At 51.3% G+C, this 13,915-nt stretch carries 13 protein-coding genes; 3 read left to right on the top strand and 10 right to left on the bottom strand.

What is annotated here, in order from left to right; all coding sequences use genetic code 11:
* Positions 1-11 precede the first annotated feature (11 nt).
* From CFT68_RS19805 to CFT68_RS19795, 3 genes are read left to right on the top strand one after another with little or no spacing between them, the layout of a single operon-like run.
* Complete coding sequence (locus tag CFT68_RS19805) at positions 12-299, top strand: hypothetical protein (RefSeq protein ID WP_212590445.1); 288 nt, start codon at positions 12-14, stop codon at positions 297-299.
* Positions 283-1,248: a PstS family phosphate ABC transporter substrate-binding protein gene (locus tag CFT68_RS19800; RefSeq protein WP_088845416.1), complete on the top strand. Its 966-nt coding sequence runs from the start codon at positions 283-285 to the stop codon at positions 1,246-1,248. The genes CFT68_RS19805 and CFT68_RS19800 overlap by 17 nt, the downstream gene beginning before the upstream one ends.
* A 50-nt stretch (positions 1,249-1,298) precedes the next feature.
* Positions 1,299-2,924 carry a tetratricopeptide repeat protein gene (locus tag CFT68_RS19795; protein WP_088845415.1) on the top strand — a complete coding sequence of 542 codons (1,626 nt, stop codon included), beginning with the start codon at positions 1,299-1,301 and terminating at the stop codon, positions 2,922-2,924.
* Positions 2,925-2,989: 65 nt separating this feature from the next.
* Here the strand turns inward: CFT68_RS19795 and CFT68_RS19790 are convergent, their stop codons facing one another.
* The 10 genes from CFT68_RS19790 to CFT68_RS19745 all read right to left on the bottom strand — a co-directional run bounded on the left by CFT68_RS19790 (position 2,990) and on the right by CFT68_RS19745 (position 13,900).
* Entirely contained in the window at positions 2,990-4,060 is a 1,071-nt protein-coding gene (locus CFT68_RS19790) for an RluA family pseudouridine synthase (RefSeq protein ID WP_088845414.1), read from the bottom strand.
* 93 nt (positions 4,061-4,153) lie between these two features.
* Positions 4,154-4,783, bottom strand: a complete 630-nt coding sequence (locus tag CFT68_RS19785) for an OmpH family outer membrane protein (protein ID WP_245815455.1) — start codon at positions 4,781-4,783, stop codon at positions 4,154-4,156.
* A gap of 45 nt (positions 4,784-4,828) precedes the next feature.
* Positions 4,829-5,506 (bottom strand): OmpH family outer membrane protein, encoded by a 678-nt coding sequence (locus CFT68_RS19780; RefSeq protein WP_088845412.1) that lies wholly within the window; start codon positions 5,504-5,506, stop codon positions 4,829-4,831.
* A gap of 42 nt (positions 5,507-5,548) precedes the next feature.
* Positions 5,549-8,068 carry an outer membrane protein assembly factor BamA gene (bamA, locus tag CFT68_RS19775; RefSeq protein WP_088845511.1) on the bottom strand — a complete coding sequence of 840 codons (2,520 nt, stop codon included), beginning with the start codon at positions 8,066-8,068 and terminating at the stop codon, positions 5,549-5,551.
* Positions 8,069-8,077: 9 nt separating this feature from the next.
* Positions 8,078-8,824 carry an isoprenyl transferase gene (locus CFT68_RS19770; protein WP_088845411.1) on the bottom strand — a complete coding sequence of 249 codons (747 nt, stop codon included), beginning with the start codon at positions 8,822-8,824 and terminating at the stop codon, positions 8,078-8,080.
* Positions 8,825-8,984: 160 nt separating this feature from the next.
* Positions 8,985-9,749 carry a type IX secretion system protein PorG gene (porG, locus tag CFT68_RS19765; RefSeq protein ID WP_088845410.1) on the bottom strand — a complete coding sequence of 255 codons (765 nt, stop codon included), beginning with the start codon at positions 9,747-9,749 and terminating at the stop codon, positions 8,985-8,987.
* A gap of 42 nt (positions 9,750-9,791) precedes the next feature.
* On the bottom strand, positions 9,792-10,679 hold the full coding sequence (locus CFT68_RS19760; protein WP_088845409.1) for a DUF6089 family protein: 888 nt from the start codon (positions 10,677-10,679) through the stop codon (positions 9,792-9,794).
* Between the two features lie 125 nt (positions 10,680-10,804).
* On the bottom strand, positions 10,805-11,698 hold the full coding sequence (locus CFT68_RS19755; RefSeq protein ID WP_088845408.1) for an NAD kinase: 894 nt from the start codon (positions 11,696-11,698) through the stop codon (positions 10,805-10,807).
* A gap of 34 nt (positions 11,699-11,732) precedes the next feature.
* The gene (locus CFT68_RS19750) at positions 11,733-13,223 is read right to left on the bottom strand and encodes a POTRA domain-containing protein (protein ID WP_088845407.1); all 1,491 of its coding nucleotides are present in this window, start codon (positions 13,221-13,223) and stop codon (positions 11,733-11,735) included.
* Positions 13,223-13,900, bottom strand: coding sequence for a CBS domain-containing protein (locus tag CFT68_RS19745; RefSeq protein WP_088845406.1), 678 nt, complete (start codon positions 13,898-13,900; stop codon positions 13,223-13,225). Before CFT68_RS19745 ends, CFT68_RS19750 begins: the two co-directional genes overlap by 1 nt.
* Positions 13,901-13,915: the final 15 nt, after the last annotated feature.

The following is a 13,915-nucleotide window of genomic DNA, read 5'->3' as shown; positions in this document are numbered from 1 at the left end:
TATTATGTTTGTTGAATATCATCCTGTTTACCTTGCCTTTGCTTATGCTTGATCTCACACCTACTGAAGAACGTCTGGCTACAGGTTCCAAACAGCGCTTTTCCCATTACTTTATGCTGGTGATGGCCATCATATACATGGGCCTAGGCGTATTCCTGTGGACTGAAGCGGCCAGTGTGTTGACCATATCTACTGGAAAGCGTCAACTCCTAGGAGGCGTCTTCGTGCTTTACGGAATCATTAGATTTGTTCGTACCTATCAGCAACATTTCAAAAAACGCCATGACGATGTACGCTAATTTCCGAGCAGCCGGCGCCATTTTAGCTTTGGGCGGAATGCTGGCGGGCTGTAATGGCGGAAACAGCTCTACTACGGCTTCCCCAACAGACACCCCAACTAGTGGTACCATTAGTATAGGTGTAGATGAGACTTTTGAGCCCATCTTAAAATCTCAGGTAGATACCTTTCAGAAGCTCTACCCCAGTGCCCGGATTCAAGCCTTATATCAGCCTGAACAGAATGTAATCCAGTCGTTTCTGGCTGATAACGTTCGACTAGCGGTTATATCCCGCGACCTTACCTCGCAGGAGAGAGGTGTATTGGAAAGACTTAAGCTTTCCCCCCGTTCTATCCGGGTGGGGGTTGACGGGGTGGCCGTTATTGTTCATCCAAACAATCCTGATTCTTTGCTGACTATGCCACAGTTACGTGGGATATTCACTGGCCAGCAAAAGCAATGGGCGCAGGTCAATAGCAAGAATAAGTCGGGAGATATTACCGTTGTTTTTGATAACAACAATTCCAGCACCGCTCGTTTTGTACAGGACTCCGTGACGCGAGGCGTTGCCTTAGCAAAAGGAGCATTTGCCTCAAAATCGAACCCAGCGCTGATAGAATACGTTGCTACTCATCCAAACGCTATTGGCGTCATTGGTGTCAATTGGATCAGTGACCGAGACGATGCTGCTGTCCAAAAATTCCGGAAGCGAATTCGGGTTGTAGGAGTAAGCGCAAAAGCAACTAACTCCGGGCCAGATGATTACGTTCAGCCGTATCAGGCATACCTGGCGCAGAAAAAATATCCACTACGTCGGGAGCTATACGTTATCAGCCGCGAGGCACGCGCCGGACTTGGCACCGGTTTTGCATCCTTCGTAGCAGGTAACAAAGGACAGCTTATCATGTTGAAATCTGGTTTGATGCCTGCAACCGGTCAAGTCCGGCTCATCGAAGTAAATTCTAAGTAATCCTGCTTACCCACTCCTTTCCACAAGCTTTTTCACTAAACCTCTTGCTCATGAACTTCAAGCCCTGGAAGCTAACGCTCCTCGCTGCCTTGTCTGTTTCCGGCTCTGCCGCTCTTGCCCAGAATACCTCAACCGCTCAAAAAGCCATTGATCTGGAGCGTTATAGCGAAGCCCGGTCAACGTTGCTTAAGCAAGGTGGCTCTGTTGAGTCTAATTACGAACTAGGCCGTCTGTATCAGATGCGCGACATGTCCGACTCAGCAGCTTACTATTTCAATCGTATCCCACTGAATCAGAAGGATCCGGTTACTATGGTTGCAGCTGGCCGCGCTGCTTTAGCCCAGAACAAAACGGCTGAAGCACAAATCCAGTTTGACAATGCCGTGAAAGCATCTAAAGGCAAAGATGCCAAGGTGTACACGATGATTGCACAGGCCTACGCCGAATCAAACATCACGGACATTACGAAAGCGCTGACCTATGTAGATGCTGCTCAGAAGCTGAACAAAGGCAAAGATGATCCGGCGTTGATGATTGCTCGGGGTGATATCTACCTCAAGACGGAGCAGGGTGGCGGCGAAGCCATGAACAGCTATGAGCGTGCTACAATGGCTGACCCCAACAACGTGAAAGCGTATGTGCGCAAAGGCCAGCTGAACGTTCGGGCACGTTCGTACAACGAAGCAAAAACCAACTTCGACAAGGCTATTAGCCTTGACCCGAACTATGCGCCGGCCTACAACTACCTGGCTGAGACGTACTACTTCGCGGGCCGTTACGATGACGCACTGGCTCAGTTCCAGAAGTACTCTTCGTTGGCGGAAAAATCTCCGGCTACGGATATCAAAAACGCTTCCTTCCTCTATTTGACGAAGAAGTATCCGGAGGCTCTGGTAGAGATTGACAAGGCGTTGGTCAGCAACCCAAATGACCTGACCATGAACCGTCTGCGGGCTTACTCGCTGTACGAAACCGGTAAGAACGATGAAGCTTTGGCTGCCATGCAGAAATACATGCAGTTGGCTAGCGCTGGCAACAAAGTGATTACCGAAGACAACGTGTACTACGGTAAGATGCTGATCAAGGGTGGCAAAACCAGCGAAGGCGCTGCTATCATTAAGAAGGCTATTGCCGCTGACCCCAAGAAAGCCACAGAGCTGCAGAATGAGTTGGCACAGGCTTACCTGGCAGCTAAAGACTACCCGAATGCAATTGCCACTTACAAAACGCGTATGGCAGCTACTAACGGTGGTGAACTGACTGACAAGGTATACTTGGGCCGGGCTTATGAGATGAACGGGCAGTATGCACAAGCAGACAGCTTGTATGGCCTGGTTGTAAAGGAGCGCCCAACCTACGTACCGGGCTATCAGATGCGCGCCAGAGCAAATGCCAACATCGATAAAGACTCTAAGCAAGGCTTGGCAAAGCCGTACTACGAGAAATACATCGAAGTAGCATCTGGTGCTGATGCGGCCAAATACAAGAGCGGACTGATTGAGGCAAACAAGTACCTCGGTTCTTATTATCTCTTCACCAAGAACGATAAGACCGCCTCTCTCCCCTACTGGCAGCAAGTGCTGGCTTTAGACCCGGCAGATGCCCAAGCTAAAACAGCTGTTGATGAGATTACCAAGCCGAAAGCAGCTTCTAAAGCTCCTGTAAAGCGTAAGTAATTCTCTTAGTAAAAAAGCCCCGTTCCAATGATGGAACGGGGCTTTTTTGTTTGTATGCCATTAAGCTATTGCTGCTCGTATTGCTCCCACTTGGCAAGAACGGCCTCAAAGTCGGCGGGCAACTCTACTTCGAAGTGTAGCTGCTCGTGCGTTGTTGGATGAATAAAGCCGAGTGATTTTGCGTGTAACGCTTGGCGCGGCATTATCTCCAGCGCCTTTTCGGCAAATACCTTATAGGCACCAGTGCGTTGCCCATATACTATCTTATCTCCTCCGTAGGTGGCATCGCCAAACAACGGGTGGCCTATGTGCTTCATGTGCGCTCTAATTTGATGCGTACGCCCTGTTTCGAGGTTGCATTGGAGCAAGGATACTGTCCCGAATGAGCGCAGTACTTTGTAGTGCGTTACAGCATGCTTTCCTTGTTCACCAGCAGGATATACGGCTTGCACCTTCCGGTCCTTCAGGCTGCGCCCGATATGCCCCCGAATGGTGCCTGTAGATTCCTTTGGCACTCCCCATACAAGAGCTAAGTAGGTGCGCTCGATTGTATGATGAAAAAACTGCTGAGACAGGTGCGTCATCGCCCATTCTGATTTCCCTACCACCAGCAGACCCGACGTATCCTTATCAATCCGGTGTACTAGGCCAGGGCGTATTTCGCCATTGCGGCCCGTAGGCAGATTGCTGAGGTGGTAGGCCAGTCCGTTGACCAATGTACCCTGCCAGTTGCCAAACGCCGGATGTACGACCAAGCCCGCTGGTTTGTTTACTAAGAGCAACTCACTATCCTCGTACCGGATGTCCAGATCCATGGGCTCCGGCACTACCTTGAACTCACGCGGCGGCTCCGGCAGCGTGATGGTAATCACATCAAGGGGTTTGACGCGGTAGTTAGACTTAACCACTCGGTCGTTTACCTGAACTGCCTCGGCTTTAATAGCATTCTGAATGCGCGTGCGAGACGTATTAGCTAGGCGGTTGAGCAAAAACTTATCTAGGCGCAGCAGCTCTTGCTTTTTGTCTGCCCGGATGCGGTGATGCTCGTACAGTTCGTCCTCCCCATCTCCTTCTCCCTCTGAGTCAGGGGCGGGCAAGAGAGGAAGTTGTTGGTCTAGTTCTTCGGGCTCCATCATGGGGCGCTGGCTTGAATGCTGGGGTCTCACTAAAACAACAACAGCCGAGACCTAGGCCTCGGCTGTTATGTGCAAAGCAAGAGTCAGCAGATGCTACTTCTTGGTTTTAGTTTTGGTCTTGCTGGGAGCAGCGGGGGTAGAAGCTGGAGCCGCAGCAGGCGTAGTTACCTTGGCTGCTGCCTGAGCAGCACCTGGCGTGATGCCCATTTTCTTCAGAATCAGATCGGAAACGTCACCGTCCTTAGGGCCGTGCAGCAGCACTGGGCTGGCACCATCCGAGTTCAGGATGTACGTGAAGCCGTTTTCGTCAGCCACTGCATCAATAGTTTTCTGCAGCTTATCCAGAGCAGGCTTCAGCAAGGCTTGCTGCTTCTGCTGCAGAGAGTTTTCTGCACTCTGCTGAAACTCCTGGATAGACTGCTGCATGCCTTGTAGTTCACGCTCCTTGTCGGTGCGAACTACTTCTGTCATGGTAGCGGCACCTTTTTGGTAGGCCTCTCCTTTGGTGCGGAATTCGGCTGCTTTGGCATCCAGCTGATTTTTCAGTTGCGTGCTATAGTCTTTCAGCTGCGACTCAATCTGCTTGCTTTCGGGCATCTGGCTCAGCACATATTCTACGCTGGTATAGCCAATTTTCAGCGGTGCGGCCGTCTGAGCCATGGAAGCCGTAGCCGTAGTGAAGGTAAGAACGGCAACAGCCAGTGCAACGCGGAATTTGTTCATGGTGATCATCAAAAGTGGAAAGTCAGAGAGTTAAGATGCACAAAGTTAATTTTTTCGAGTTGCCGGCCGTGTAGTCGTGCGCGTCGGTGTTTTGGTCGGGGCCGGAGCATCCTCCGCTACAGCATCGGTGCTGCCAGCAGGAGTTTGTGGTGTCGAGACAGACTTCACAGCGCCTTTCTGGGCTGGCTGGTTGCGCTCCGGTGAAGCCAAACCTAGCTCTTCCAGCACAAACTCTGTGTAATCATGCACAGGATTGGTGTACAGCATGGTCAGGTCGCCCGACTTATCAAACACAATTCCGAGCTGCTTTTTCTTGGCTACTTTTTCAATAGCCTCAAACACCTGGTCCTGCACTGGTTTGGTTAGCTCTTGGCGCTTCTTGAAAAGCTGACCTTCAAAACCGAATATCTTGTTTTGATACGCCTTGATGTCTTGCTCCTTCTTCAGGATTTCGTCCTGCCGTTTTTTCTTCATCGGCTCTGTCAGAACGACTTCCTCGGCCTGATAATTCCGATAAAGCTTATCAAGGTCTTTTTTCTGACTCTCAATGTCTTTCTGCCAGTTTGCTGAGAGTGTATTCAGCTCCTGTTGAGCCTGTGTATAGGCCGGCATTTTACCCATAATGAATTCGGAATCTACGTATCCGAATTTCTGGGCTTGCGCCACCGGAGCTACAGCGCACAGCAGTAGTGCAGCCAGCATCCACGTCAGTAACTTATTCATAGCAAATGAGGAGTTGATAGCGGGCCGCCTATACCGTCGGGCTTAACGGATCTGCTGACCGATGATGAAGTGGAAACGTCCCATGGTCTGCTTTTGACCGGGGGAAACAACGGGCACCTTGTCGAAGCCCCATCCGTAGTCAAAGCCTAGCAAACCAAATGCCGACATGAAGATACGGGCTCCTAGGCCAGCTGAACGGTACAGCTTGTAAGGGTTATAGTCGGTATACCGCTCAAAAGAGTTGCCTGCCTCTGCAAAGCCTAGAACATAAACCGTTGCAGCCGGGTTCAAGCTCACCGGATAGCGCATTTCCAGTACATACTTGTTGTACACTACGCCACCATTGGAGCGCTGCTGCGAAGCAGGTATAGATTCCGGGTCATTGGGGTCAGCGTAGCCGCGTAGGCCTACATATTCCGTACCTACCAGGAAGTTTGCCGAACCGCCCTGGCCTAGGCCAGAACCACCCAACTTAAAGCGCTCAAATGGGCCAATTTGTCGGCTGCTGTTGTAGCTACCGATAAAGCCAAAGTGTGCCCGCGTGTTCAGAACCAGCTTACCTATCAGCGGCGAGAACCACGAAGCATCAAACATCCACTTATGGAATTCTACCCACTCATTCAAGTTCGGGTGCGAGCCCGGGAACAAGGAATAAGGCGGCGTCAGGTTTACACTCAGCGCCAAGGTAGAGCCCCGACGGGTGAAGGTCGGGTTGTCGATACTGTTGCGCGACAACGTGGTGTTGAACGTGAAGTTGTTCGCGTTGCCGTTCGTGAAGTTCTCGAAGATGTTGTAGTTCTGAAGCTTGTACTGGCTATACGACAGCGAATTACTGAGCGTAAAGTAGTCATCGGGCCAGCGCAGACGGCGGCCTAGGCTTACAGATGCGCTGTTTACCTTGATCGACTGCCCTGTTTTGGGGTCGAAGTTGGTGCCCAGACGCTGGATGCTCTTGTTCAGGCTGAAAGAGAAAGAGTTTGGCTTGCGGCCACCCAGCCACGGTTCCGTGAAGGAGAACGAATAGGCCTGATACTGTAGGCCATTCGCCTGCACGTTCAACGAGAGGCGCTGCCCATCACCGGCGGGCACCGGCGTCCAGTTGCGGAGGCTGCTGGCTTTGCGCAGCGAGAAGTTGTTGAATACCAGGCCTACGGTACCGATAAAGCCAGCGTAGCCGCCCCAACCGCCCGAAAGCGTAATCTGATCAGAAGGCTTCTCTTCTACCGTGTAGTTGATATCAACAGTTCCATCTGCTTGGTTGGGCACAGGGTTCATCCCGATTTTCTCGGGGTCAAAATACCCTAGTGTGGCCAGTTCGCGCTGGGAACGAATGAGCTGCTCGCGGCTGAATTTATCGCCGGGCAACGTATACAATGCCCGACGCACTACATGGTCGGAAGTCTTGGTGTTTCCGGCAATGTTAATCTCCTTAACCCGCGCCTGCACACCTTCCGTAATGCGCATCTCGATATCAATCGAGTCGCCTTCCACCTTTGTCTCTACCGGCTCAATCTGGAAGAACAGATACCCATCGTTCATGTAGAGCGAGGTTACGTCTTGGCCAGTTGGGTTGTAGTTTAGGCGCTTATCCAGCGTCTCTTTGCTGTAAACACTGCCTTCTTTGATAGCCAGCACCGAAGCCAGTGTCTTATCGTCATAGAGGTAATTGCCGTTCCAGGTAATGTTACGGAAGTAGTATTTCGGTCCTTCATCCACGCGCACCGTCAGGATCAGACCTTTCTGATCTCTGGAGAGGGAGTCTGATACCACTACAGCATCGCGGTAGCCCTGCGCGTTGTAGAAATCAATCAGCTTCTTCTTATCCTCCTCAAACTCTGTGCGCTGGAATTTGCCGGAGTTCAGGATTTTGGGAAATTTCTTCTCCTTCGTCTTCTTGAACTTGCCTTTCAGGGCACCGTCTTTGAACGCCTCGTTGCCTTCAAACACGATATCGTGGATGCGAACTTTATCACCTTTGTCGACGCTGATGTTGAGCGACACACTGTTGGAAAGTGAAGAATCGGGCACTTGCACGATGTTCACTTTTGTATCCAGGAAGCCCTTGTTGGTGTAGAACTTCCGCACCTGCGCCTTGGTGTTGCTGAGCAACGCATCCGTCACCACCTTGCCCCGAATAAGCTTGATCTTATTCTTCAGCTCGTCGGCTTGGCTCTTGCCAATGCCTGTGAAATCAAACTTCGACAGGCGCGGGCGCTCCTTCAGGTTGAAGTCCAGGAATACTTTGGAACCTTCAAAATGATCAACGCTCACGCTGACGTCCCCTAGAATTCCTTGGTCCCAGAGTTTCCGGATAGCTTTGCCGACTTCCTCGCCAGGAATTGTGATAGGGTCGCCGATTTTCAAGCCCGTCAGTCCGATTAGCGTGTTGGAATCGAGGTATCGGGCACCACTAATTGTAATTCCCCCCAATGTATAACGCTGGGGCTCCTGGCCAGAGGTTGCTGCTGGCACCGTTTGAGCCAAGGCAGCTTCGCTGGCAGCTACCCCCAACGATAAGGTTATAGCGAGTACCTGGAAAGCTTTATGATAGGAAGAACTCATTTTCTGCAATTACGAAACGGTTAGCTGCTCACTGGTTTTGCCGAAACGCCGCTCCCGCTGCTGGTAAGCCCGCAGGGCGTCGTAGAAATGCTCACGCCGGAAATCAGGCCACAGCAAATCGGTGATATAGAGTTCGGTGTAAGCCAGTTGCCACAGCAAGAAGTTACTGATGCGCTGCTCTCCACTTGTGCGAATGAGCAGCTCTGGGTCGGGAATGCCTTTGGTAGATAAGTAACCAGCCAGGGTTTGCTCCGTAATAGCAGAGGGCTCCAAGCGCCCGGCGGCTACATCGGTGGCCAACTGTTGCGCTGCGTGTGTGAGGTCCCAACGGCCACTATAGCTTAGGGCCAACACCAACGTCATCCGGTCACCGGCTTTTGTCAGCTCAATTGCCTCGGCCAGTTCTCGCTGGCAGGAAGCAGGCAGATTCTCAATCTGGCCTATAGCCTGCAAACGAACTTTATTTTTAAGCAGAGTAGGCGTCTCCTGCCGTATGGTGTGCACGAGCAACTGCATCAAGGCCATCACTTCATGAGCGGGACGAGCCCAGTTCTCAGTAGAGAAAGCATACAACGTCAGGAAGCGCACACCAACCTCAGCGGCAGCTTCTACGGTTTCCCGAACGGCCGTAATGGCATTCTGGTGCCCAAAGATGCGTAAACCGCCTTTCTGCTTGGCCCATCGGCCATTACCGTCCATAATGACGGCTACGTGCGCGGGAATATTCTGGGAATCTATCTCGGACCGAGCGGCCATTGTACCTTTTTGCGTAAAGAGGCCGCAAGGTACGCAAATGGTTGCATTCCCTTCGATCTAAGCTTTCAACGCATCCCTATTCTCTACATTGCCCAAATGCCCCTGACACTTCAGCTTTATCAGCTACGTGCCAGGGGCATTTGGGCAATATATCTAAGGTCTACTTCTTTTTACCCTTTTCCTGACCAGTATCGGGACAGCGGATTTTATAAAAGGTGTAAGAAACGCTTAGCCCGTTGTAGAAATACCAGTCTTTGTCATGGGTGTTTCCCATAACCTGAGCGTCCAATCCTCCTGTAGGCAGATCCTTCCCATTGTATCGGTCCATTTCATCGGTAAAGGTCTTCCGGGCACCTGCCTCTAGGCCTAGATTCCAATGGTCGGAAAGAGCATATTTAAACCCTAAACCTGCCGGTATGGATAGGTTGATCAGGATATTGTATTTACTGTCACTGATACCCCTGCCCAGTACTTTGGTGTGTGCATAGAAGCCACCTAGGCCTATAAATACATAAGGCGTGAAACGGACTTTGTCCTTACGGTCGTGGTAATCGAAGAAGTTATACTCCATTACACCTGATAGCTCAAGCAAACTGCCTTTCAGGGTAGCGTTGCGGTAAGCGGCAAGCGGTGCAGTATTTCCGTTTACGCCTTTCACAGTAGTATCATCAGCTCTGAGCATTCCTCCCGTAAAGGCCCCTCGCAAAGTTATGGGCGCAGAAATATCCTTGCGGTAGAAAGCGGTAAGAGCCGGGCTGTTGTTACGAAACTGATAATGAGGCGATAATTCTCCCTTATAGGTAAGACCGCCTAGGCCTAGGCCTATTTCGCTGGTATTTTGTGCAGCTACTGAATGAACAAAAAAAACACTCCCAGCTTGCACAAGGCAAACAAGGAGTGCTTTGAAGAGAAACGAATGGGTCATCAGATTGGCTGTTGGTGAATCAAGACAGCCAGAATCTGCTGGCTATCGGAACTTGGGGCTTTTTACTTTAGGAGCAAGGATATAGTTTACCGATATACCCAAAGTAGTGTACCAGTCTTTCTCATTGCTTTTACCACGCATTTGGCCTGGCTGCTGAAATTCGTCGTATGTGCCGGGCACAATAGCAGTTCCTTTTGTGATGGTACTGCCAAAATATAGAGCATCCGTTGAAGAAAGCTTTGACGGATCAGCATAATTGCCGCTAACATCATCCAAGTAGTCGGTGAAGGTTTTACGGAAACCTAATTCCAAACCGAGGTCAAAGTTCCGGTTTAGTTTGTAGCGGGCACCAGCACCGAAAGGAATAACAAACTGGGTCAGACTATAGCCAGATGACTGCCCTTCCGTCTTTAACGGCTGAAGTGCAACATAATTGCCTGCCTCATTCAATCCCTTTGGGTTGTGATGTATAACACCTACACCACCAAACAGATAAGGAACGAAGTCAGGGCGCTTAAGATAGTTATTCCGGTTCTCGATAAGATCGAAAATACCAACTGCAGATAACTCTAGAATATCATTCCGGAAGTTCATGTTGCGGTTGAAGCGATACTTGGCGTCAGAATCGTTCTGGTCGGCTGCTTTCGAATCATCACCGGTTATGCGGCCATACGAAAGAGCTGCACGACCAGAAATGCGTGGGGCAAAGCGGTGAGTAAATGTCAGGCCCAGGTTGGGGCGAGTTGCACCGGCACGGAAGCTAGGAATGCTAGGCTTAGGCGTGATGTCGCCGAAGTAGTTCATTGCATTTAGCGATACGCCTACGGAGTTATACTGCTTCCGCTTAGTGAATTGCTGCGCACTTGCGTCAGTAGCTACTAGTGCCAACACTAGTAACAACGCCAGAGTGTGGGTGAAAAATTGCTTCATATGGAGCGAGAGTTAGAAATATCGGAGGAGGGAGAGGCGAAAATCCGCTTGAACACGGTCGCAGTCAGTGACAAAAGTAGAGGTTGAGGGGAACTAAAAAAATAATTAGTTGAAAAACTATATTATTAAATAGGTATGCCCGCTGGATTTCTCCGGTCTAAACCCCAGTTCAACTTACTGCGCAAGGTACTCAGGAAGTTGACGTGGTTTAGTTTTACTAATCGAGCATTAAAGTTTTCGCGACGGACTGCTATTTGCACGTTGGCTTCTACCGTAACCGAACGAGAGTCCAAAGACAGTAAAAAGTTGTTGCTCCTACCTTCTATCTCGAAAGAAATTACGCTTCTATCCGATACGATAAGTGGACGTACGTTCAAATTGTGAGGGCATACGGGAGCGATAATAAAATTGTTCGTTTGTGGCAACATTACTGGGCCACCGCAACTCAGGGAGTAGCCTGTTGAACCGGTAGGTGTTGAGACAATCAGACCATCGGCCCAGTAGGAATTCAGGTATTCGCCGTCGATATACGTGTGGACGACGATCATGGACGAAGAATCCCGCTTTAGTATACTGAACTCGTTGAGACCGAAGTTGATAGCACCAAATGAATCGGGATCGGTATCGACTCTGATCAGGCTACGATCTTCCAGCACGAAATGTCCTTTGAAGAGCGAATCGATGGCGGGCGCGATATTATCCGGGGTAATGGTAGCCAGAAAGCCCAAGCGCCCAGTGTTGATGCCGAGGATGGGAATCTGCAGGCTGCCCACGTAGGTAACAGTGTCTAGCAGGGTACCATCGCCGCCAATACTGAGCACGAAGCGTACCCCCTGCAGTGAATCGCCGCGACGGAAAGTAGTAATGCTGGCGGGCACCTCCATGTGCTGGCTGAGGTACGTATGAAATGCCTCCACAATCATTACCTGGGCCTGCCGTTGAATCAAATCATTTAGCAATGCCTGTAGGAATGGGGCCAGGGATTCATCGAAGGGCTTCCCCAGAATCGCAATTTTCATAGTCAAAGATTAACCCTGGGAAGTGCCAGCCGAGCTAGATGGGAAATTCGGTACGAAAAAAGAAACCACCCTGCCGCTCTACGTTGCGCGAATACTCTAGGGTAAAAACCCAATCGTAGTAGGTAGCCAAGTGTAGGCCTAGGCCTATGGCTGCCAGGGGTTTATTAGGCAATTGGTTCGTAGCTAGTTTCTGCGGATTACGGACGTAGCCCACATCGGCAAAGGTATTCAAATACAGCGCGAGCGGGATGGAATTGATTTTAGCATTATTAATGCCATTCAACTTTACCCTTGCAGCATCAAACAAACGGTACGTTAACCCTTGCTGCAGCAATGCATAGTGTCGGCCCTCTATCACGTAGGCATCATAGCCCCGAACCAATGTCTCGTAGCCGAAGCTACGGCTATCGGCGTAGGCCAGGTGCTGGGCAAAACGCACCTGCCCTCGTACGCCTGCACTATAAAACCAATCACCTCCCAAGGCCACGTAACGGGCATAGCGCCCACGCAGGGTAGTAATATCGGGGCTTCCAGGAGTCAGGAACTTTCGGTAGCTGATACCGGCTTCAACGTACTGCCCTGTGAGCGGATAGGCAAAGGTATTGCGCTGATTCAGAATACTTATTAAAGCAAATTCCAGGTATTCGCGGCGCGAGCGGCCCAAGAAATATGCAGGGTTGCGGGCATACAGTGAGTCTGACACCTGCTCCCGATGGTGAGAAATATCCAGGGCCGTACGGTGCTGCACCGTGCGGCGCCAGCGTAGGCCTGCCACCACGTATTGCCGCTCAATCGGGAAACCCTCCTCTTGGCGGAAATTCACCAATCGGTCGCGAACAGTGATGTAGTCCAAGGCGTGGCTTTGATAATAGGATACACCCACTCCGAACCCGATACGTCGGCGCTTACCGTAGCCGGGCGCTTCGTAGAATAGTTCATACTTGCGGTTGAAGCCAAGCTGCACATTGGCCAGCACCTGCTCGTTGCGGCCCCGAAAATTGCGCCTAACCAAGTGTACACCATAGTCGATGCGGTTCCATCGGTCGGGGCGGTCGAGCCAGGACCGGAAGTTGCGGTCGGCGAGGGAGAAGATGGGAATAGGGAACGTGTACCAGCGCTCCTGCATACTGAAAAGCACCGTCAGGTTTCCGTCGCGGCAGACTGCCTGCACCAGCACCTGATGGAACAGTTGCAGATTGTAGAGCCGCAGCCGGTTAGCTTCCAGGCGGCGCGATAGAGTGGCCGCCGTTAGCGTATCGCCTTCCCGAAAATCTAGCTCAGCCCGCAATACCCGTTCTTTCGTGACGCTATTGCCGACAAACAGCACACTTCCAACGCGCAACTCGGTATACCCAGGGCATTGCGCCAGCACTAAGCTATCGGCCGCAGACGTTTGGCGCAGCGAATCAGGCAGAACAACAGAGTAGGCGTTTGCTGGCGAAAAACTACCCAGCCACAGCGCCAATAGGCAAATCAGCCCTTTCAGAATAGCGGAGAAAGGGACACCGAACGCTCGTGGGGGCATTAGAGGCTCAGGTACTTCAGGAGTGCATCAAAGCGCTCCTGCTCATCCTCGCTCACCTCGGCTGCGCCGCTGAACTGGGCCGTGATGGAGTAGCCGAAACGCTCGAGAGTGGCAATAATGCGCGTCAGGTTGGGCGTGTTGAGCTTGAGCGTAAGGCGAATTTTGTACGGGTCGTGCTCGTCCTGTGCCACATGGGCGCTCATGATCTTGGCGTTATTCTCCTCGATATAGCGACTGATTTGGCTCAGCGAATAGTCGCGCTCTTCCATGGCCAGCACCAGAATACCCTGTTGGCCGGTAGCTACGGGCACCTTACCAAAAGCAGCCAGCGTATCGCTAACTGTGACTACGCCCATGTACTCTTGCTGGTCATCAAGGACCGGAACCAGCTGCACATTGTTCTGCACCGCCAACTCTATAATGGAATAGAAATGCTGATCGTGCTGCACATGCACATCCGCATAGCCCAACGGCACATCGGCCAGCAGCTGATCGGGTTTGTCCGAATCAATCAGGTTTGCTTCTGTAATCAGGCCGCGATACTGCCGGTTTTCGAGCACCGGCAACTGGCCTACGTGAAATTCCTCGAGCCACCGAGCAGCCTTTTCCGTCGAATCCGTCAGCTTAAGTGGCGGAATCATCTGATTCAGCAGGTCTTCGGCTATCATTGAATGCATCGGGCGGTGGGAAGA

This window comes from Hymenobacter gelipurpurascens (assembly GCF_900187375.1).
In the GTDB taxonomy this organism is placed as follows: Bacteria; Bacteroidota; Bacteroidia; order Cytophagales; family Hymenobacteraceae; genus Hymenobacter; species Hymenobacter gelipurpurascens.
The sequence above is the reverse complement of the archived record's forward strand: the minus strand, read 5'-3'. Positions and strand labels throughout refer to the sequence as shown.